15 protein-coding genes are annotated in these 18,830 nt (G+C 71.9%); 11 read left to right on the top strand and 4 right to left on the bottom strand.

The window, feature by feature from the left end; all coding sequences use genetic code 11:
• The 5 genes from JAN01S_RS09640 to JAN01S_RS09660 form a co-directional block, all read left to right on the top strand.
• On the top strand, nucleotides 1-1,445 hold a 1,445-nt coding region (locus JAN01S_RS09640), incomplete at its 5' end, for a helix-hairpin-helix domain-containing protein (RefSeq protein ID WP_370670778.1).
• 136 nt (nucleotides 1,446-1,581) lie between these two features.
• Nucleotides 1,582-1,941, top strand: coding sequence for a nuclear transport factor 2 family protein (locus JAN01S_RS09645; RefSeq protein ID WP_068317241.1), 360 nt, complete (start codon nucleotides 1,582-1,584; stop codon nucleotides 1,939-1,941).
• Nucleotides 1,942-2,044: 103 nt separating this feature from the next.
• The gene (locus JAN01S_RS09650) at nucleotides 2,045-2,824 is read left to right on the top strand and encodes a class I SAM-dependent methyltransferase (RefSeq protein ID WP_068317242.1); all 780 of its coding nucleotides are present in this window, start codon (nucleotides 2,045-2,047) and stop codon (nucleotides 2,822-2,824) included.
• A 6-nt stretch (nucleotides 2,825-2,830) separates the two neighbouring features.
• Nucleotides 2,831-4,099, top strand: a complete 1,269-nt coding sequence (gene dinB / locus JAN01S_RS09655) for a DNA polymerase IV (RefSeq protein ID WP_068317245.1) — start codon at nucleotides 2,831-2,833, stop codon at nucleotides 4,097-4,099.
• Nucleotides 4,100-4,176: 77 nt separating this feature from the next.
• Nucleotides 4,177-4,608 carry an SCO2097 family morphological protein gene (locus JAN01S_RS09660; protein ID WP_068317248.1) on the top strand — a complete coding sequence of 144 codons (432 nt, stop codon included), beginning with the start codon at nucleotides 4,177-4,179 and terminating at the stop codon, nucleotides 4,606-4,608.
• Nucleotides 4,609-4,808: 200 nt separating this feature from the next.
• On the opposite strand, the gene JAN01S_RS09665 is transcribed toward JAN01S_RS09660, so the two are convergent.
• Nucleotides 4,809-5,324: a DUF456 domain-containing protein gene (locus tag JAN01S_RS09665; protein ID WP_068317250.1), complete on the bottom strand. Its 516-nt coding sequence runs from the start codon at nucleotides 5,322-5,324 to the stop codon at nucleotides 4,809-4,811.
• A gap of 13 nt (nucleotides 5,325-5,337) precedes the next feature.
• A complete protein-coding gene (locus JAN01S_RS09670; protein ID WP_218000019.1) occupies nucleotides 5,338-5,562 on the bottom strand; it encodes a DUF7455 domain-containing protein in 225 nt (74 codons plus the stop codon).
• Nucleotides 5,563-5,813: 251 nt separating this feature from the next.
• Between JAN01S_RS09670 and JAN01S_RS09675 the strand changes: the two genes are divergently transcribed.
• Together JAN01S_RS09675 and JAN01S_RS09680 are read left to right on the top strand one after the other, a co-directional pair.
• Nucleotides 5,814-7,949 (top strand): DNA gyrase/topoisomerase IV subunit B, encoded by a 2,136-nt coding sequence (locus tag JAN01S_RS09675; RefSeq protein WP_068317255.1) that lies wholly within the window; start codon nucleotides 5,814-5,816, stop codon nucleotides 7,947-7,949.
• Nucleotides 7,950-8,081: 132 nt separating this feature from the next.
• On the top strand, nucleotides 8,082-9,521 hold the full coding sequence (locus JAN01S_RS09680) for an APC family permease (RefSeq protein ID WP_068317260.1): 1,440 nt from the start codon (nucleotides 8,082-8,084) through the stop codon (nucleotides 9,519-9,521).
• Between the two features lie 130 nt (nucleotides 9,522-9,651).
• Here the strand turns inward: JAN01S_RS09680 and JAN01S_RS09685 are convergent, their stop codons facing one another.
• Entirely contained in the window at nucleotides 9,652-12,087 is a 2,436-nt protein-coding gene (locus JAN01S_RS09685; RefSeq protein ID WP_068317263.1) for a DNA gyrase/topoisomerase IV subunit A, read from the bottom strand.
• A gap of 132 nt (nucleotides 12,088-12,219) precedes the next feature.
• Between JAN01S_RS09685 and JAN01S_RS09690 the strand changes: the two genes are divergently transcribed.
• Genes JAN01S_RS09690 through JAN01S_RS09705 form a run of 4 tightly spaced genes read left to right on the top strand, consistent with a single transcriptional unit; the run spans nucleotide 12,220 to nucleotide 17,373 of the window.
• Complete coding sequence (locus tag JAN01S_RS09690) at nucleotides 12,220-14,901, top strand: bifunctional acetate--CoA ligase family protein/GNAT family N-acetyltransferase (RefSeq protein ID WP_068317266.1); 2,682 nt, start codon at nucleotides 12,220-12,222, stop codon at nucleotides 14,899-14,901.
• Between the two features lie 12 nt (nucleotides 14,902-14,913).
• A complete protein-coding gene (locus tag JAN01S_RS09695; protein ID WP_068317269.1) occupies nucleotides 14,914-15,519 on the top strand; it encodes a DUF5998 family protein in 606 nt (201 codons plus the stop codon).
• Nucleotides 15,520-15,527: 8 nt separating this feature from the next.
• The gene (locus tag JAN01S_RS09700; protein WP_068317272.1) at nucleotides 15,528-16,691 is read left to right on the top strand and encodes an alkaline phosphatase family protein; all 1,164 of its coding nucleotides are present in this window, start codon (nucleotides 15,528-15,530) and stop codon (nucleotides 16,689-16,691) included.
• Nucleotide 16,692: 1 nt separating this feature from the next.
• Complete coding sequence (locus tag JAN01S_RS09705; protein ID WP_068317275.1) at nucleotides 16,693-17,373, top strand: thymidine kinase; 681 nt, start codon at nucleotides 16,693-16,695, stop codon at nucleotides 17,371-17,373.
• Nucleotides 17,374-17,488: 115 nt separating this feature from the next.
• Here the strand turns inward: JAN01S_RS09705 and sepH are convergent, their stop codons facing one another.
• Complete coding sequence (gene sepH / locus JAN01S_RS09710) at nucleotides 17,489-18,799, bottom strand: septation protein SepH (RefSeq protein WP_068317278.1); 1,311 nt, start codon at nucleotides 18,797-18,799, stop codon at nucleotides 17,489-17,491.
• Between the last annotated feature and the right edge of the window lie 31 nt (nucleotides 18,800-18,830).

The following is an 18,830-nucleotide window of genomic DNA, read 5'->3' on the forward strand; positions in this document are numbered from 1 at the left end:
CCGCGGCGGCTGCCCGTGGCTACCCGCAGGAGGACGTCGACCGCATCTGGGCGGTGCTCGCCGCCTTCGCCTCCTTCGGGTTCTGCAAGGCGCACGCCGCCGCCTTCGCCATGCCGACCTACCAGTCGGCCTGGCTCAAGGCGCACCACCCGGCCGCCTTCCTCGCCGGGGTGCTCACCCACGACCCCGGCATGTACCCCAAGCGGCTGCTGCTCGAGGAGGCCCGCTCGCTCGGCGTGAGCATCCTCGGGGTCGACGTCAACGCGAGCACGGGGGAGTACCTCGTCGAGCCGGCGCCCGTGCCCGCCCCGCCGCCCGACGACCCGGACCTGCCCGACGGGTCGGCCTGGGGGATCCGCCTCTCGCTCGCGGACGTCAAGGGCATGAGCGAAGGGGAGATCGCCCGCGTCGTCGCCGGCGCGCCGTACGACTCGCTCGCCGACTTCTGGCAGCGGGCGCAGGTCAGCCGGCCGGTCGTCGAGCGGCTCGTGCTCGTCGGGGCCTTCGACTCCGTGCACGGCACGGGCGCCGGGCACGGCGGCCCGGGGCTCGGCAGCCGCGGGCGGCTGACCCGGCGTGACCTGCTGCTGCACGTCGCCGAGCTCGACCGGTGGACGCGGGCGGCGGCGACGGGACGCTCGCGAGGACGGTCGAGGGGTCGCGTGTCCTCGGGGCCGCGGCGTCCCGAGGCGCCGGCGTGGGCCGCCGGCCAGCCGGGGGCGCAGCAGGTGCGCACGAGCACGGTCGCTCCGGTGGCGAGCCAGCTGACCCTCGACCTCGGCGACTCCCCGGAGCTCGGCGAGGGCGTCGGCCTGCCCGAGATGAGCGTCCCCGACCAGGTGAGCGCCGAGCTGGAGATCCTCGGGCTGGACGCCTCGCGGCACGTCATGGACTTCTACGCGCCGATGCTCCAGGCGCTCGGGGTGACCCGCAGCGCCGACCTGCTCTCGGTGCGCAGCGGCGCTCAGATCCTCGCCGCCGGGGTCAAGGTCGCGACCCAGACCCCACCGATCCGGTCCGGGCGCCGGGTCGTCTTCCTCACCGTCGACGACGCGAGCGGACCGGTCGACGCGACCTTCTTCGAGGACGTGCAGGGGCCCTACGCGGCGACGGTCTTCCACTCCTGGCTGCTGCTCGTGCGCGGCACGATCCGCCGCGCCGGGCCGCGTGGTGTCTCGGTGCTCGCCTCCGGGGCGTGGGAGCTGTCGACGCTGTGGGAGGCGTGGCAGCGCGGCGGGCTGCCCGCGGTCCATGCCGCCCTCGACGAGGCCGACGAGCTCGCCCGGGCCCGCGACGCCGCGCACCAGCAGCCGGCCGGGCACCGGGTGCTCGTGCACGCCTCGGGGTTCAGGCAGTCGCCGTGGGCCGACACCCGCCCCGCCGGCTCCGGCGTGCAGCCCCCGCGCAAGTTGTGGCACTCCTCGCCCGGCAGCTCCGGCCACTGACGGGCGCAGACCCGCCGGGTCAGCCCCCTTCGCCCTGGGTCGATGTATCCCCGACCGGATAGTCGGTCGCAGGTACCTCGACCCCGAGCGGGGAGGCGCAGCGGGTGTTGGTGGCGACCTGTACTTGAATGTCCACATGGATGACTTGGCGCTGATCACGGTCCTGGACCTCGAGCGCGAGCTGCAGTCGCCACAGACGCGGGCCGATGCCGGGCGTCTGCGCGACCTCATCGCCCCGGACTTCGAGGAGGTCGGGGCGTCTGGTCGGGTCTGGGACCGCGACTCGATCCTTGCGATGCTCGAGTCGGAGTCCGCGGACCCCGACTTGTCGACCATCGAGATCGACGACCTGCGAGCCCGGGTCATCGCACCGAGCGTCATCAGGGTCTCGTGGACGTCGGCCCAGGGGGAGCGCCGCGCGCGACGCACGTCGATCTGGTGCGAGCGGGATGGAGGCTGGCGCCAGGTCCATCACCAGGGGACTCTCCTCACCTGACGGTGGATCGAGGTATCCCCGACCGGATAGTCGGTCGCAGGTACCTCGACCCGGAGCGGGGAGGCCGAAGGGGGTGTCGGGGGCGGCGACTAGGGTTGGGGCCATGAGTGAGGAGCGAGCATGGCGCCGTGGAGGCAGCGGGGTCGAGGGCAACGTCCGGACCGCCGCCGTCTGGTCCCAGGTGCGTGAGCTCAGCGAGTCCCGCCGCAGCGAGCTCGGACGCCCTCTGCGGGTCCTCGACCTCGGGGGCGGCACCGGCGGGCTGGCCGTGGCCCTCGCCGAGCAGGGACACACCGTCACCGTCGTCGACCCGAGCCCCGACGCGCTGGCCTCGATGGGCCGTCGCGTCGCCGAGTCCGACGCCGCCGAGCGGATCAGTTCCGTCCAGGGCGACGCCGACACCCTCGCCGGGATCGTCGCACCGGGCAGCATCGACCTGCTCTGCTGCCACGGCACCCTCGAGTACGTGGAGGACCCCGAGGCCACCCTCACCCGCATCGCCGAGGTCCTCGCGCCCGGCGGCCACCTGTCCCTCGTCACCGCGCAGCGCGTGGCCGCGGTCATCGCCCGCGCCCTCGCCGGCCGCTTCGACCAGGCCCGCGCCGCGCTGACCGCGCCCGACGGCCGGTGGGGCGAGGAGGACCCGGTGCCGCGGCGCTTCGACCGGGCGGCCCTGGCCGAGATGCTCACCCGCACCGGATTCACCGCGCGCGAGACGCGGGGGGTGCGGATCTTCAGCGACTTCGTGCCCAGCACCTTCGTCGACACCGAGGCCGACCGGCAGGCCCTGCTCGAGCTCGAGGCCCTCGCCTCCGCCGACGCCGGCCGCACGGGGCTGTCCGCGCTCGGTGGCGCCGTCCACCTCGTCGCGCGCCGCGACTGACCCACGATGAGCCGGCGTCAGTACCGGCCCCCACCGCGGGTCGGCGACGGACCACCCGACGACACCGGGTGCACGATCCTGCACGTCGACATGGACGCCTTCTTCGCCTCGGCGACCCTGCTGGCGCATCCCGAGCTCGTCGGCACGCCCGTCATCATCGGTGGGGGCAACCGCGGCGTCGTGCTGTCGGCCACCTACGAGGCCCGGGCCTTCGGCGTGGCCTCCGCCATGCCGATGGGCCGTGCCCGACGGCTGTGCCCCCAGGCGACGATCCTGCCCCCCGACCACGAGCTCTACTCCCGGATCTCCGCGGCGGTCATGGCCACCTTCGCCGACATCACCCCCTTCGTCGAGCCGTTGAGCAGTGACGAGGCCTTCCTCGACGTCGCCGGCGCGGTGCGGCTCATGGGGTCGCCGGCCACGATCGCCCAGCGGATCCGGGACACGGTCGCCGACGAGCAGGGCATCACCTGCTCCGTGGGGGTCGCGAGCACGAAGTTCGTCGCCAAGCTCGCCTCCGGCCTGGCCAAGCCCGACGGGCTGCTCGTCATCCCGGCCGACGAGGTCGTCACCTTCGTCCAGCAACTGCCCGTGGGGGCCCTGTGGGGGGTGGGGGACCGGACCGAGGAGGCCCTGGCCCGCCTGGGGCTCAAGACCGTCGCCGACATCGCCCACACCCCGCGCGCGACCCTCGTGCGCGCGCTCGGGGAGGCCACCGGCGCCCACCTGCACGACCTCGCGTGGGGGCGCGACCCACGCTCGGTCGAGCCCGTCCGGCGCGAACGCAGCATCGGCAACGAGCGCACCTTCGGCCACGACGTCGACGACCCCGAGGTGGTCCACCGAACCCTGCTCGGTCTCGCCGACAAGGCGGCCTCCCGGCTGCGGGCGGCCGGGCTCGTCGGCCGCACGGTGAGCATCAAGGTGCGCTTCGCCGACTTCACGACGATCACCCGCTCCCGCTCCCTTCGCGACAGCACGGACGTCTCCCGCGACATCGCCGCCACGGCCCGTGAGCTCTACGACGCGCTCGGCCTGCAGCGCGCCCGCGTGCGCCTCGTCGGGGTCCGGGTCGAGCAGCTCTCGGAGGCGTCGTCGACGCCGGTCCAGGTGGCCCTCGACGAGCCCGAGCACGGATGGCGGGACGCCGACCGGGCCGTCGATCGGGCGAGCGCACGCTTCGGCAGCGGCAGCGTGCGCCCGGCCAGCCTGCTCTCGGACCGCAAGCCGCGGGACGGCCGACCTACCGCCGACCGCGGCCGCGACCTAGACTGAGAGGAACACGGCGGTGCAGCCGCCGTGGGGACCTTGCGGGCAGGCCCGCACGACAACAGGCTGGTAGGGAGGTCACCGTGGCGCTGTCAGAGCGCGAGCGGCAGATGCTCGAGGAGATGGAAGAGGCCATCCGGGCCGAAGATCCTCGCTTCGCCTCGCAGATGAACGGTTCGGGTTCCGAACGCACCGATCGCCGCCGGGTGGTGCTCGGTGTCATCGGCGCGATCGCCGGCCTCGGTCTGGTCCTGCTCGGCATCAACACCAACCTGTGGGTCGGCGTCGCCGGCTTCGTCCTCATCGTCGGCTCCGTCGCGCTGGCCCTCACCCCGGGCGGGGGCGGCCGCTCGCACGGGCTCGGGCTGGTGGGTGACGACGGCACGGTCCGCCGCCCGCGCACCCCGCACAAGCGCCGGGCGAAGGGGGGCCGCAAGGCCACCGGTCACGGCACCTTCATGGAGCGGCTCGAGCAGCGCTGGGAGAAGCGCCGCCAGGACGGTCAGGGCTGGTAGGGAGCGCTTCGGGGGTCTCGAGGCGACTCGCTGGCGCTCGTCGCACCTCGACCAGCGGTGCTGTCTCTCGGCGACGCTGGCGCTCGTCGCACCTCGACCAGCGGTGCTGTCTCTCGGCGACGCTGGCGCTCGCAGCACCTCGACCAGCGGTGCTGCCTCTCGGCGAGGCTGGCGCTCGCCGCACCTCGACCAGCGGTGGGTCAGTGGGCCAGGATGCCCACGGTCCACGTGATGGCGATGAGCAGCGCGGCACCGAGCTCGATGCCCATGCTGTGCAGGACCCCGCGCAGGGCCGACTTCGTCGCCGACCACGCGCGGTCCCAGTCGCGGTAGCGCAGGTACTCGGAGACCAGGACACCCACGACGAAGCCGATGGGCAGACCGACGCCGGGGATGACGAAGAAGCCGATGATGGCGCCGACGACGCCGAGCGCGAGGGTGACGCCGCCGACGCCCTCACGCTTCATGCGGCGGCCCGGCAGCAGGAACTGCAGCGCCAGGCACATCAGGTAGATGACCGCGACGACGCCCAGGGTCACCCAGGCGATGGTCCCGCCCGTCTCGGTGGCCCACAGCAGGACCGCGCCGACGCACAGGAGCAGCCCGGGCAGCACCGGGATGACGATGCCGAGCACCCCGACGACGTAGATCGCGAGGGCGAGCGCGAGCACCCAGGTCGTCGGGTCGGGGGAGGCCTCGGCGGCCAGGCTCAGCACGGGAGGGTGCCGGTCAGCGCTCGTCGGCCGGGGCCGAGGCCGGGGTGCTCTCGTCGAGACGGGCCGAGTCGTCGTCGATCTCGGCCAGGTCCTTCAGCGCCGGGATGTGCTCACGCCCGTGGTGGGCGCAGAAGAGCAGCTCCCCGCCCGCGTGGAGGCGGGCACGCACGTAGGCCTTGGCTCCGCAGCGGTCGCAGCGGTCGGCTGCGGTCAAGGGGCTTGCCAGGGTCGCGTTCACGTGATGCCTCATTTCATGCTGTGTTCCGTGGACGTCCGGGACAACAGTCAAACATGCAAAAGGCTTCCCGAGAGGCACCCTTTCCGCGTGGCGTGACGGACGCCACGCGGCCTCGTGTGCGCCGACAGGCAGGCGCAGGGACTTCCGGAGCGGACGAACGACGCCATCGCGAGCCTCCCCGGCACTGTCGGCGGTGCGGACTACCCTGCGAGACGTCCACTCCCACGACGACGACAAGGCAGGCCCCCTTCGTGCCTCCGGCAGCCACCACCGCCAAGAAGACCGCGAGCCGCAAGTCCGCGCAGGACTACACCGCGCACCACCTGCAGGTCCTCGAGGGGTTGGAGGCCGTCCGCAAGCGGCCGGGCATGTACATCGGCTCGACCGACCAGCGCGGCCTCATGCACTGCATGTGGGAGATCATCGACAACGCGGTCGACGAGGCCCTCGGCGGCCACGGTGACCGCATCGAGATCGTCCTGCACGACGACGGCTCGGTCGAGGTCCGCGACAACGGTCGCGGCATCCCCGTCGACATCGAGCCGCGCACCGGCCTGACCGGTGTCGAGGTCGTCTACACCAAGCTGCACGCGGGTGGGAAGTTCGGCGGCGGCTCCTACACCGCCTCCGGTGGCCTGCACGGTGTCGGTGCCTCAGTCGTCAACGCCCTGTCCGCCCGCCTGGACGTCGAGGTCGACCGTGCGGGCAAGACCTATGCGATGAGCTTCCGCCGGGGCGAGCCCGGCACCTTCTCCGACGCGGCGGGGGCGAAGGGGGCGAAGTCGCCCGAGCACGAGTTCATCGCCTACGACAAGGGCAGCGAGCTCGAGGTCGTCGGCAAGGCCAAGCGCGGCGTGACCGGCACCCGAGTGCGCTACTGGGCCGACCCGCAGATCTTCCTCAAGGGCGCGACGATCGACCGCGAGGCCCTCACGGCGCGGGCCCGGCAGACCTCCTTCCTCGTGCCCGGACTGACGCTCGTCGTGCGCGACCAGCGCGAGTCCGAGCCGGTCGAGGAGGTCTTCGTCCACGACGGCGGCATCAGTGAGTTCGTCGACTTCCTGGCCCCCGACGCCCCGGTCACCGACGTGTGGCGCCTGGAGGGCACCGGGACCTTCACCGAGACCGTGCCGGTGCTCGACGCCAAGGGACACATGACCCCGACCGAGGTCGAGCGCGAGTGCGGGGTCGACATCGCGCTGCGGTGGGGGACCGGCTACGACGCCAAGCTGTCCTCCTTCGTCAACATCATCGCCACGCCCAAGGGCGGCACCCACGTCGCCGGCTTCGAGCAGGCGCTGCTCAAGGTCTTCCGCAAGCAGCTCGAGACCAACGCCCGCAAGCTCAAGGTCGGCAACGACAAGGTCGACAAGGACGACATCCTCGCCGGCCTGACCGCCGTCGTCACCGTGCGCCTCGCCGAGCCACAGTTCGAGGGCCAGACCAAGGAGGTGCTCGGCACCAGCGCCGTGCGTTCGATCGTCGGCAAGGTCGTCGAGACCGAGCTGACGGCGCTGCTGACCTCGACCAAGCGCGGCGACAAGCAGATGGCCGGCCAGCTGCTCGAAAAGGTCGTCGCCGAGATGAAGTCGCGCATCTCCGCCCGGCTGCACAAGGAGACCCAGCGCCGCAAGAACGCCCTGGAGACCTCGTCCCTGCCGCCGAAGCTGCGCGACTGCCGCAGCAACGACGTCGAGGCCACCGAGCTGTTCATCGTCGAGGGTGACTCGGCCATGGGCACGGCCAAGGAGGCCCGCAACAGCGAGTTCCAGGCGCTGCTGCCCATCCGCGGCAAGATCCTCAACGTGCAAAAGGCCGCGGTCGGCGACATGCTCAAGAACGCCGAGTGCGCCTCGATCATCCAGGTCCTCGGCGCCGGCTCAGGGCGCAGCTTCGACGTCGACGCCGCCCGCTACGGCAAGGTCATCATCATGACCGACGCCGACGTCGACGGCGCCCACATCCGCACGCTGCTGCTCACCCTGTTCTTCCGCTACATGCGGCCGCTCGTCGAGGCGGGCAAGGTCTTCGCCGCCGTGCCCCCGCTGCACCGCATCGAGGTGGTCAACCCCGGCTCGAAGAAGAACGAGCTGATCTACACCTACTCCGAGGCCGAGATGCGCAAGAAGCTGTCCGCGCTCAACTCGCGGGGCAAGAACATCAAGCAGCCGATCCAGCGGTACAAGGGTCTGGGCGAGATGGACGCCGACCAGCTCGCCGAGACGACGATGGACCCGCGCCACCGGATGCTGCGGCGGGTGACGACCGCGGACCTGGAGGCCGCCGAGGAGGTCTTCGAGCTGCTCATGGGCAAGGACGTCGACCCCCGCCGCGAGTTCATCGTCTCCTCGGCCGACCAGCTCGACCGCGAGCGGATCGACGCCTGAGCAGGCCTGTCCTGTCACGAAAGTGCAAGAACTTCGGCGCGTCGCCACGGATGTGGTTGCGTGAGCGCGTGACACGGGTCACGGTTAGGGGATCGGTGTGCGCCCGGCCCACCGCTGACCTTGGGAGGATCCATGTCCGACGTCGACACGACGGAGCATGCAGCTGGCGAGGAGGCCACTGACCTCAAGCGGGTCATGGGCCCCAAGCTCCTGCTGCTCTTCATCGTCGGTGACATCCTCGGCACAGGTGTCTACGCGCTGACCGGTGCAGTGGCCGGGGAGGTCGGCGGAGCCGCGTGGGCCCCCTTCATCGCCGCCTTCCTCGTCGCGACGATCACCGCCTTCTCCTATCTGGAGCTGGTCACGAAGTACCCCAAGGCGGGCGGCGCCGCGACCTTCATCCACAAGGCCTTCGGCCTGCACTTCCTGACCTTCATGGTCGCCTTCGCCGTCATGTGCTCCGGCATCACCTCCGCCTCGACGGCGTCGAACGCCTTCGCGGGCTTCCTCAGCGACGGCCTCGGGCTCGACTGGGGCGGCAACCAGCTGCTCATCGTGGCGCTGGCCTTCATGCTCGTCATCGCCCTGATCAACTTCCGTGGCGTCGGCGAGAGCGTCAAGGCCAACGTGGTGCTCACCTGCATCGAGCTCTCCGGCCTGCTGCTCATCATCTTCATCGGTCTCTACGCCGTCACCCAGGGCAAGGCGGACTTCTCCCGGGTCATGGTCTTCGAGAGCGCGAGCGACAAGAACACCTTCTTCGCCATCACCATGGCGACCTCGCTCGCCTTCTTCGCGATGGTCGGCTTCGAGGACTCGGTCAACATGGCCGAGGAGACCCACGAGCCGTCCAAGATCTTCCCGCGGGTCATGCTGACCGGTCTGGGCATCACCGGCGTCATCTACGTGCTCGTCTCGATCACCGCGGTGGCCCTGGTGCCGGTGGGCGACCTCACCGACCCGGAGAAGGCCTCGGCGCTCACCCAGGTCGTCGCCGCCGGAGCACCCGGTCTGCCCTTCGACAAGATCTTCCCGTTCATCGGGATGTTCGCCGTCGCCAACTCGGCCCTGATCAACATGCTCATGGCCTCGCGTCTCGTCTACGGCATGGCCCGTCAGGAGGTGCTGCCCCCCGGTCTCGGTCTGGTGCACCGCAGCCGCCAGACGCCGTGGGTGGCGATCATCTTCACGACGCTCATCTCGTTCGCCCTGATCACCTACGTGGTCCTCGACAGCGAGTCCAAGGTCGTCTCGCTCCTGGGTGGTACGACGTCGCTGCTGCTGCTCGCCGTCTTCACGATCGTCAACATCGCGGTGCTCGTGCTGCGGCGTGACGACGTCGGTCGCGAGCACTTCCGCGCGCCGACCTTCCTGCCGATCATCGGTGCCATCTTCTGCGCCTTCCTCGTCGGCCCGTGGGCCCGCAGCGAGGAGCAGCAGCAGCAGTACGTCATCGCCGGCGGTCTGCTCGCGCTCGGCGTGATCCTCTGGGCGGTCACGTGGTTCCTCAACCGCGCGCTCTACGCCAAGAAGACGTACATGCGCGACCCGGAGCACATCGACCACGACTGAGTCGGGACGAGCGAAGGGGGCGGAGCCGGATCACCCGGCTCCGCCCCCTTCGTCATGTCGTAGGCGCGCAGGCGCCCGGGGAGATGCGCGCGTGGGCGCGCAGGCGCCCGGGGAGATGCGCGGGTGGGGGTCAGAGGGAGCCGATGCCGCCGATGACGGCGCTGGCGGGGGTGCCGGAGCCGTCGCGGCGGCCTTCGGCCTCGGGGAGGGTGATCGCCACGCCGTTGGGCTGCGCCGCCCGGGCGCCGGCGCGGCCGACCCAGGCGAGGACCAGGGCGTCCTCGCCCTTGAGGAACCGGTGCGCCCGCACGCCCGCGGTCGCCCGTCCCTTGCCCGGGTACTCGGCGAAGGGGGTGACCTTCCACGCGCCCGCGTCGGTCCCGGGCAGCGCGTCGGACGCTCCCGAGACGGTGACGACGATGTTGTCGACGCCCGGGTCGACCGCGCCGAAGAAGACGACACGGGCCCCGTCGCCGAGGCGGATACCGGCGATGCCGCCGCCCGAGCGGCCCTGCGGGCGCACGTCGGCCGCCGAGAAGTGCAGCAGGCTCGCCTGGTCGGTGACGAAGACCAGCTCCTCGTCACCGGTGCGCAGCTCGACGGCACCGACGACCCGGTCGCCCTCCTTGAGGGAGATGGCTTCCCAGGAGTTGCCCTTCGGGTAGTCGGTCGTCACCCGCTTGACCACACCGGCGGCGGTGCCGAGGGCCAGGCCGGGGGAGTCGGTCGACAGGCTCATCAGCGTCAGCGGGGCCTCGTCGCCCGGCAGGTCGACATAGGCCGCCAGGGGCGCGCCGCCGGAGAGGTTGGGCGCGCCGTTGGAGGGCGGCAGCGTCGGCAGCTCGAGGGCACCCAACCGGACCATGCGGCCGGCAGAGGTGACGACGGCGACCTCACCGCGTGCGGTCGTGCGCACCGCCGCGACGACGGCGTCGTGCTTGGCCCGACCGCCCTCGGTGCTCAGCGGCTCGGCGTCGCTCGTGCGCGCGAGCAGCCCGGTGCTCGACAGCAGCACCCAGCACGGGTCGTCAGCGACCTCGAGCGGCGTGCTGGCCGCGGCGGGCGCACCGGCCGACTCGAGCAGGACCGTCCGGCGCGCGTCGCCGTGCTTCTTGGCGACCTCGGCGAGCTCGCTCGAGACGAGCCGGGTGAGCACCTTGTCGTCGCCGAGGATCTCCTCGAGGGCGGCGATCTGCTCGAGCAGCTCGCCCTGCTCCTTCTCCAGCTCGAGGCGGGAGAACTTCGTCAGGCGTCGCAGCTGCAGGTCGAGGATGAAGCTCGCCTGGACCTCGGACAGGTCGAAGACCTGCTGCAGGCGCTCGCGGGCAACCGTCGCGTCGTCGCTGGAGCGGATGACCTGGATGACCTCGTCGATGTCGAGGATCGCGATGAGCAGGCCCTCGACGAGGTGCAGCCGCTCCCGCCGCTTCATCAGGCGGTACTCGCTGCGCCGCCGCACGACCTCGCGGCGGAAGTCGACGTAGACCGTGAGCAGCTCCTTCAGGCCCATGGTCCGCGGCTGGCCGTCGACGAGCGCGACGTTGTTGATGGAGAAGGAGTCCTCCATCGGGGTGAGCTTGTACAGCTGCTCGAGGACGGCCTCGGGGTTGAAGCCGTTCTTGATCTCGATGACCAGCTGCATGCCGGACTCACGGTCGGTGAGGTCCTTGACGTCGGCGATGCCCTGCAGCTTCTTCGCCTGGACCGCGTCCTTGATCTTCTCGATGACCTTTTCGGGGCCGACGAGGTAGGGCAGCTCGGTGACGATGATCCCCTGGCGGCGCGGCGAGACCTTGTCAATCCGCGTCGTCGCGCGCGTGCGGAAGCTCCCGCGCCCGGTGAGGTAGGCGTCGCGGATGCCGTCGAGCCCGACGATCCGCCCACCGCCGGGCAGGTCGGGCCCGGGGACGAACTTCATCAGGTCGTCCAGGCTCGCGTCGGGGTGGGTCAGCAGGTGCCGGACGGCGCCGATGACCTCGACGAGGTTGTGCGGCGGCATGTTGGTCGCCATGCCGACCGCGATGCCGGTCGTGCCGTTGACGAGGAGGTTGGGATAGGCCGAAGGGAGGACCTCCGGCTGGAGCAGCTGGTCGTCGTAGTTGGGGACGAAGGGGACGGTGTCCTCGTCGAGCCCGGTCACCATGAGCAGCGCGGCCGGGGCCATGCGCGCCTCGGTGTACCGGCTGGCGGCCGGCCCGTCGTCGAGGGAGCCGAAGTTGCCGTGGCCGTCGACGAGCGGCAGGCGCATCGAGAAGGGCTGGGCCAGGCGCACGAGGGCGTCGTAGATCGCCGTGTCACCGTGCGGGTGGTACTTGCCCATGACCTCGCCGACGACGCGGGAGGACTTCACGTGGCCGCGCTCGGGGCGCAGGCCCATCTCGCTCATCGAGTAGAGGATCCGGCGGTGCACGGGCTTGAGGCCGTCGCGGGCGTCGGGCAGCGCCCGGGCGTGGATCACCGAGTAGCTGTACTCGAGGAAGGCATTGCGCATCTCGTCCGCGACGTCGATGTCGACGATCCGCTCCGGGGCGTCGGGCGGGGGAGAGGCGGCGGGACGGCGGGCCATGCTGGCTGTGGACTCCTCGTGGGGACGGTGCTCGAGCCCCGCCATCCTCCCCCCTTCGCCCGTGCCACCGCGGTACCGACACACGTGCGGGCGACCACGTGCCGGCGCCGCCGCCGTGGCAGGATTGAGGCCATGACGCAGCTCCCACCGGGGTACCCGGTGCTGGCGGAGGCCGACGTCGTCCTGCGGGACGGCTCGGTCTGCCGGTTGCGGCCGATCAAGCCCTCCGACGCCGACGGGGTCCGCCGCTTCCACGCAGGGCAGTCCGACGAGTCGATCTACCTGCGCTTCTTCGCGCCGATGCGCGAGCTGAGCGACCGTGACATCAAGCGCTTCACCGAGATCGACTACCACGACCGGATGGCCCTGGTGGCGACGATCGGTGAGGACATCATCGGCATCGGCCGCTACGACCGGGTGAGCGAGCACAGCGCCGAGGTCGCCTTCAACATCTCCGACCACTACCACGGCAAGGGCATCGGCTCGGTCCTGCTCGAGCACCTCGCGGCCATCGCGCAGTCGCACGAGATCGCCGAGTTCGAGGCCGAGGTCCTGCCGCACAACCGCAAGATGCTCAATGTCTTCTCCGAGGCCGGCTACCAGGTCAGCCGGCACCTCGAGGACGGCGTCGTCACCCTGCACTTCGCCATCGAGCCGACCGCGGAGTCGCTCTCGGTCCGCTTCGCCCGCGAGCACCGCGCCGAGTCGCAGAGCGTGCGGGCGATCCTGCACCCGGAGTCGGTCGCGGTCATCGGTGCGAGCCGCCGCGAGCGCGCCATCGGCCACCAGGTCCTCAAGCAGATCGTCGACGGCCGGTTCACCGGCCGGATCCACGCGGTCAACCCGGGCGCCGACCAGATCCTCGGCGTCCCGGCCGTCGCGTCCATCGGTGAGGTCGAAGGGGGCGTGGACCTGGCGGTCATCGCGGTCCCGGCGGAGGCGGTCACCCAGGTCGTCGTCGAGTGCGCCGCGGCCGGTGTCCGGACACTGCTCATCATCTCCTCGGGCTTCGCCGAGGTCGACGAGGAGGGCGGCCGGCGCCAGCAGGAGGTGCTGCGGCTGGCCCGCATGCACGGCATGCGAGTCGTCGGACCCAACTCCTTCGGATTGATCAACAACGACCCGGCCGTGAGCCTCAACGCGACCCTCACCCCGGTCATCCCCAAGCCGGGCTTCCTCGGACTGTTCTCGCAGAGCGGTGCCCTGGCGATCGCCAACCTTGACTCGGCCGCCCGGCGCAACCTGGGCATCTCGGTCTTCGCCTCCGCCGGCAACCGGGTCGACGTCTCGGGCAACGACCTCATGCAGTACTGGGTGGAGGACGAGCGCACCCACGCGGTCGGCCTCTACCTGGAGTCCATGGGCAACCCGCGCAAGTTCTCCCGGGTCGCGCGGCATCTGGCGTCCAACAAGCCGGTCATCGTCGTCAAGCCCGCCTCGGCCACCTATGGCGCGCCTCCCGGCCACCGGGTGCGCAAGGCCAAGGTCAAGCCGCACGCCTTCACCGCCATGCTCGAGCAGGCGGGGGTGATCCACTGCGAAAACGTGCACCAGATGTTCGACGTCGCCCAGCTGCTCGTCCACCAGCCGCTGCCCGCAGGACGTCGGGTCGCGATCGTCGGCAACTCCAGCCAGCTGGCGGCCCTGTGTGCCGACAACGCGACCGAGCGTGGGCTCGAGGTCGTCCACGGGCCCGTCGCGGTCGCCACCGAGGCCACCGCGCAGGAGTTCCAGGCCGCCGTCGACGCCGCCTTCTCCGACGAGCAGGTCGACTCGGTGATCGTCTGCTTCATCCCACCCGTCGGCGCGCTCGACCAAGAGGTCGTCGACGCGCTGCGCCATGCCGCCTCCCGGTCCGACAAGCCCTGCGTGGCCACGCTGCTCGGGCTGCGGGGCGTGGACGAAGGGGGCGACGCCGCCTTCCTCCACGAGACCGGTGAGGTCGCCGATGACGCGCCCCGGCAGGCGGTGCCCCTCTACGCGATGCCCGAGGAGGCCATCCGCGCGCTCGCGGCCGCGACCGACTACGCGCAGTGGCGCGACAAGGACAAGGGCGAGACGGTCGTGCGGGACGGCATCGACCGCTGGGCCGCCCGGGCGCTGCTCGACCGGGTGCTCGAGGAGGACCCGGAGGGCCGGGCGCTCACCACCGACGAGGCGCACGAGCTGCTCGCGGCCTACGGCATCGACGTCTGGCCGCGGTACGAGGTCGCGACCGCCGACGAGGCCGTCGCCCGCGCCGAGGAGGTCGGGTACCCGGTCGTCGTCAAGTCGCTCTCCCCGCTGGTGCGCGGGCAGGCGATGCTCGAGGGCATCCGGGTGGACCTGCACGACGAGCTGGCGGTGCGCTCGGCCTTCGAGGCGCTCGACCGGCGGCTGGCCCCGATGGATGCCAACTACTTCGTCGTCCAGCGCATGGCCGGGCCCGGGGTCTCGACGGTCCTGTCGACCCTCGAGGACCCGCTCTTCGGTCCCGTCGTCTCCTTCAGCCTCGCCGGGGCGCCCACCCAGCTGCTGGACGACATCGCCTACCGCATCCCGCCCCTGACCGACGTCGACGCCCGTGAGCTCGTCGAGGAGATCAAGCTCGCGCCCCTGCTCATGGGCCACGACGGCGCGACGCCGGTGGACCGGGCGGCGCTGGAGGACGTCCTCGGACGGTTGTCGATCATGTCCGACGACTTCCTCGAGCTGTCGTCCGTGGAGCTCAACCCGGTCATCGCGCACACGAGCGGTGTGACCGTCCTTGGGGCGGACGTCATGATCGCGCCGGCGGCCCGACGCATCGACCCCAGCGCGCGGAGCCTGTCCTGAGGCTGGGGCACAATGGCGGGCATGCCCGCACCTGCTGACCTCACGGCGATCACCCTCCCGCCGGTCCTCACCGCCGACATCGAGCGGGCGGGGTACTACCCGGCCCTCGTCGCGGACGTCATCAAGGCGGCGGTCGGCGCCGAAGAGGTCCACGGGCACCTCGTGCACCAGGAGACGACCTTCGACCAGGACACGGTGCGTCGGCACATCACGGTCTTCGTGCGCACGAGCACCCGGCTCGTCGTCGCGCACGCCGACGACTACCCGGACCACCTCTCCGGCTCGCAGGAGATCGCGACCGCCACGACCGAGTGCATCCCGCTCTCGTCCGTGCGTGGCGTCATGCTCACCCACGTCGTCGGCGACCCCTCCAGCTATGTCCCCGGCTCGCTCGGCCGCGAGCTGACCCTCACCGTCGGCTGGGGCGCGGTCAGCCGGGTCGACCTGCTGCCGGCCCAGTGCAATGACCCCGAGTGCGAAGGGGGCGACCACGGCTACGAGGGCACGATCACCAGCGACGACATCGCCCTACGCATCAGTGCCGAGGCCGAGGGCCGGGTGGCGCTCGACCGGGCGATGGAGTTCGCCCGGGACCTCTCGGCCAGCATCGGGCACTGATCCATCGCATGGCGCACCACGGCTCCCAGCAGGCGACCCTCCTGCCGGCCACCCCGCGGCTGGACCGGGTCCTGCCCGCCGTCGCGACCAGCCTGGGCGTGGCCGGTCTGGCGCGGGCGGGGGATCGCCCCCTTCGTCCCGCCCGACGCACGGTCGTCGTCCTCGTCGACGGACTGGGCGCCCAGCTGCTCGCCCGTCGGGGCGGGCACGCCCCCTTCCTGCGGCGCCTCCTGCAGGACCCGCAGGCCGCGATGACCATCGACTGCGGGTTCCCGTCGACGACCGCGACGTCGATGGGCAGCTTCGGCACTGGGACGCTCGCCGGCAGCCACGGACTCGTCGGTTACGAGGCCTACGACCCGGCCTCCGACACCGTCTTCAACGAGCTGTCCTGGGAGGACGGCCCTGCGCCGCACCAGTGGCAGCCGGCGCCCACCGTCTTCGAGGCCGCGCAGGCCGACGGGGTCGCCGTGACGCGCATCGGCCCGGGCTTCTTCGACGGGTCGGGCCTGACCGAGGCGGCCCTGCGCGGCGGACGATTCGTCGCGGCCCGCAGCCTGGCCGAGCGCGTCGACGCCACGGTCACCGCCGTGCGGGCCGATCCGCGCTCCCTCGTCTACCTCTACTGGGGCGATGTCGACAAGATCGGACACGTCCACGGCTGCGACTCCCACGAGTGGGTCGCCGAGCTGGAGGAGGTCGACGCCCAGCTGGCTCGGCTGGCCTCGCTGCTGCCGGCCGACACGTCGCTGCACGTCACGGCCGACCACGGCATGGTCGACGTGCCGCTCGACGCCCGGCCGGACATCGCGGCCGAGCCAGACCTCGATGCCGGGGTCCGGCACGTCTCCGGCGAACCCCGGTGCGTCCAGCTGCACGTGCAGCCCGGCGCCCGCGACGACGTGCTCGCCGCTTGGCGCGCACGGCTCGGCGAGGACGCCCTCGTGCTCCCGGGTGAGCAGGCGATCGCCGCCGGGTGGTTCGGGGCGGTCAGCGACACCGTGCGCCCGCGCATCGGCGACGTCATCGCCGTCATGACCGGCCGGATCGCCGTCCAGGACTCCCGACGCCACCGGCCCGAGCTGCGGGCGCTGCTCGGGGTGCACGGGTCGATCACCGCCGACGAGGTCGCCATCCCGTGGCTGACCCTCTCCGCGGCCCAGGAGAGCTGACGTGGCCGAGCTGACCTTCTTTGCCGGGACGATGGACTGCGGCAAGTCCACGCTCGCCCTGCAGATGGACCACAACCACCGCGCCCGTGGCCTCGCCGGCATCATCTTCACCCGGCTCGACCGCTCCGGTGAGGCCGTGCTCTCCTCGCGCCTGGGTCTGGCGACGCCGGCCGTGGAGGTGACCGAAGACCTCGACCTGTGGGACGTCGTCGTCGCGCGGATGACCTCCGGGGGGCGGGTCGACTACCTCATCTGCGACGAGGCGCAGTTCTACTCGCCCCAGCAGGTCGAGCAGCTGGCGCGGGTCGTCGACGAGCTCGACATCGAAGTCTTCGCCTTCGGCATCACGAGCGACTTCCGCACGCAGCTCTTCCCGGGCAGTCAGCGCCTTGTCGAGCTCGCCGACCGCACCCAGCTGCTGCAGGTCTCCGCGCTGTGCTGGTGCGGGCGCCGCGCGACGCACAATGCGCGCGTCGTCGACGGCGTCATGGTCGTCGAGGGGGAGCAGGTCGTCGTCGGCGACACCGCCGACCCGGAGCACGAGGCGCAGGTCGAGTACGAGGTGCTGTGCCGGCGCCACCACATGCGCCGGATGAACTCTCGCGCCGCCCAGGCCGCGGCCCTGTCCGCGGACGTGCTGCCCTTCGACCTCGACGCCTGCCCGGTGCCTCAGCAGGGCTGACGGGCCGAGCAATCTCGAGCGGGCCGGGAAACCCTGAACGGGCCGGCTCGTGACCCGGCCCTCCATGGACATCCCGGCCCAGTCGGGGGTTCCCGGCCGAGGTCGGCGAAGGGGGTCACTCCCGGGTCGTCCCGAACATCACGTCGTCCCAGCTGGGCACCTTGGCCCGGCCCTTGCGGCCGCGCGCGGTGGCGCCGCCGTCCTTGCCGCCCGAGCCCTTGCCGTCCGAGCCCGTGTCGTCGGAGCCCTTGCTCTCCGAGGCCGTGTGGTCGGCAGTCGTGTCGTCGGAGGGCTCGCTGCCCGAGCCGTCGTCCGCGTCCTCGTCCTGCGGGGCCTCGGCATCGGTGGACCTGTCGTCCGCGGCAGGGGCCGTCGTGCCCTGAGCGGGCTCGGCGGCGTCGGTGCTCGAGGTCGTGGCCTCGGGCCGCACGTCGTCCTGCACCGTCTGCTCCGGCTCGGCCCGCATCTCGGCGTCGGGAGCCTCGTCCGTCTCCTGGGGCGACTCCGGCGATGCAGCTGCCCGCGACTTCGCCTCGGGCGCGGGCGACGCCTTGGGCGCGGCGGACGACTCGGGGGTCGCCCCCTTCGCCTCGTCACGGGGGTGCGTGCCACCCGCGGGCGGGGGCAGCTCGTCCAGGGGCAGGGCGTCCTCGGTCGGCGTCGCAGGTGCCTCCACGGAGCGCGTCCTGCGTCGACCGCCGCGACCGCGGCGCTTGGCGCCGGACTGCTCACGCATGGACTGGATGAGGTCGTCGGTGTTGGCGCGGGTGGCCCGCTCGACCTTGCTCTCCTCGACCTCGACGTCGAAGACCGCGGTGGGGCGGTGCACGCTCGTCGGGACCGGGCCCGCAGGGGTGTCGGCCTCGGAGAGCCACTTCGCCTCGTCGTTCTTGGCGACGACGCTCATCCCGGACATGTCGAACCACCACGTCGCGGTGCGCTCGCGCCCACCGGCGGCGAAGACCGCGGAGACCGTCCACTGGCCCTCGGCGTCGCGCCGCGCGTCCCACAGGACGGTGGAGGGCTCCACGCCCCGGCCGGTCAGCCGCGTCGCGGCCCGCTGGGCGAGCGTCTCGGGGGAGCCGGCCTGGTTGGTGCCGCGCATGCGCACCCCTTGGGCGCGGGTGGCCACGTGCTCGCGCTCGGCGATCACCGGCCCCTCGAAGCGCGCGATCTTGTCCGGGTCCCAGCCCGTGCGGGCGGCGACCTCATCGGCGGTGGCACCAGCGCGGATCATCGCCTGCACCTCACGGGGGCGCACGTCGTTGTCGATGGCGATCTGCAGCTGGCCGAGCCGTGGTCGGTCGCGTCGCGCGGCGGCGCGCAACTGGTCGTCGATGCGCAGGCGGTACTCCTCGCCGGCGTCGTCGGTGACGACGAGGTGCTCGCCGTCGTCGTGCACCCCGATGAGTCGCAGGTCCCGCATCAACAATCCCTCTCGTCCATCGTGCTCCTGC

Source organism: Janibacter anophelis NBRC 107843 (genome assembly GCF_001570945.1).
Classification (GTDB): domain Bacteria; phylum Actinomycetota; class Actinomycetes; order Actinomycetales; family Dermatophilaceae; genus Janibacter; species Janibacter anophelis.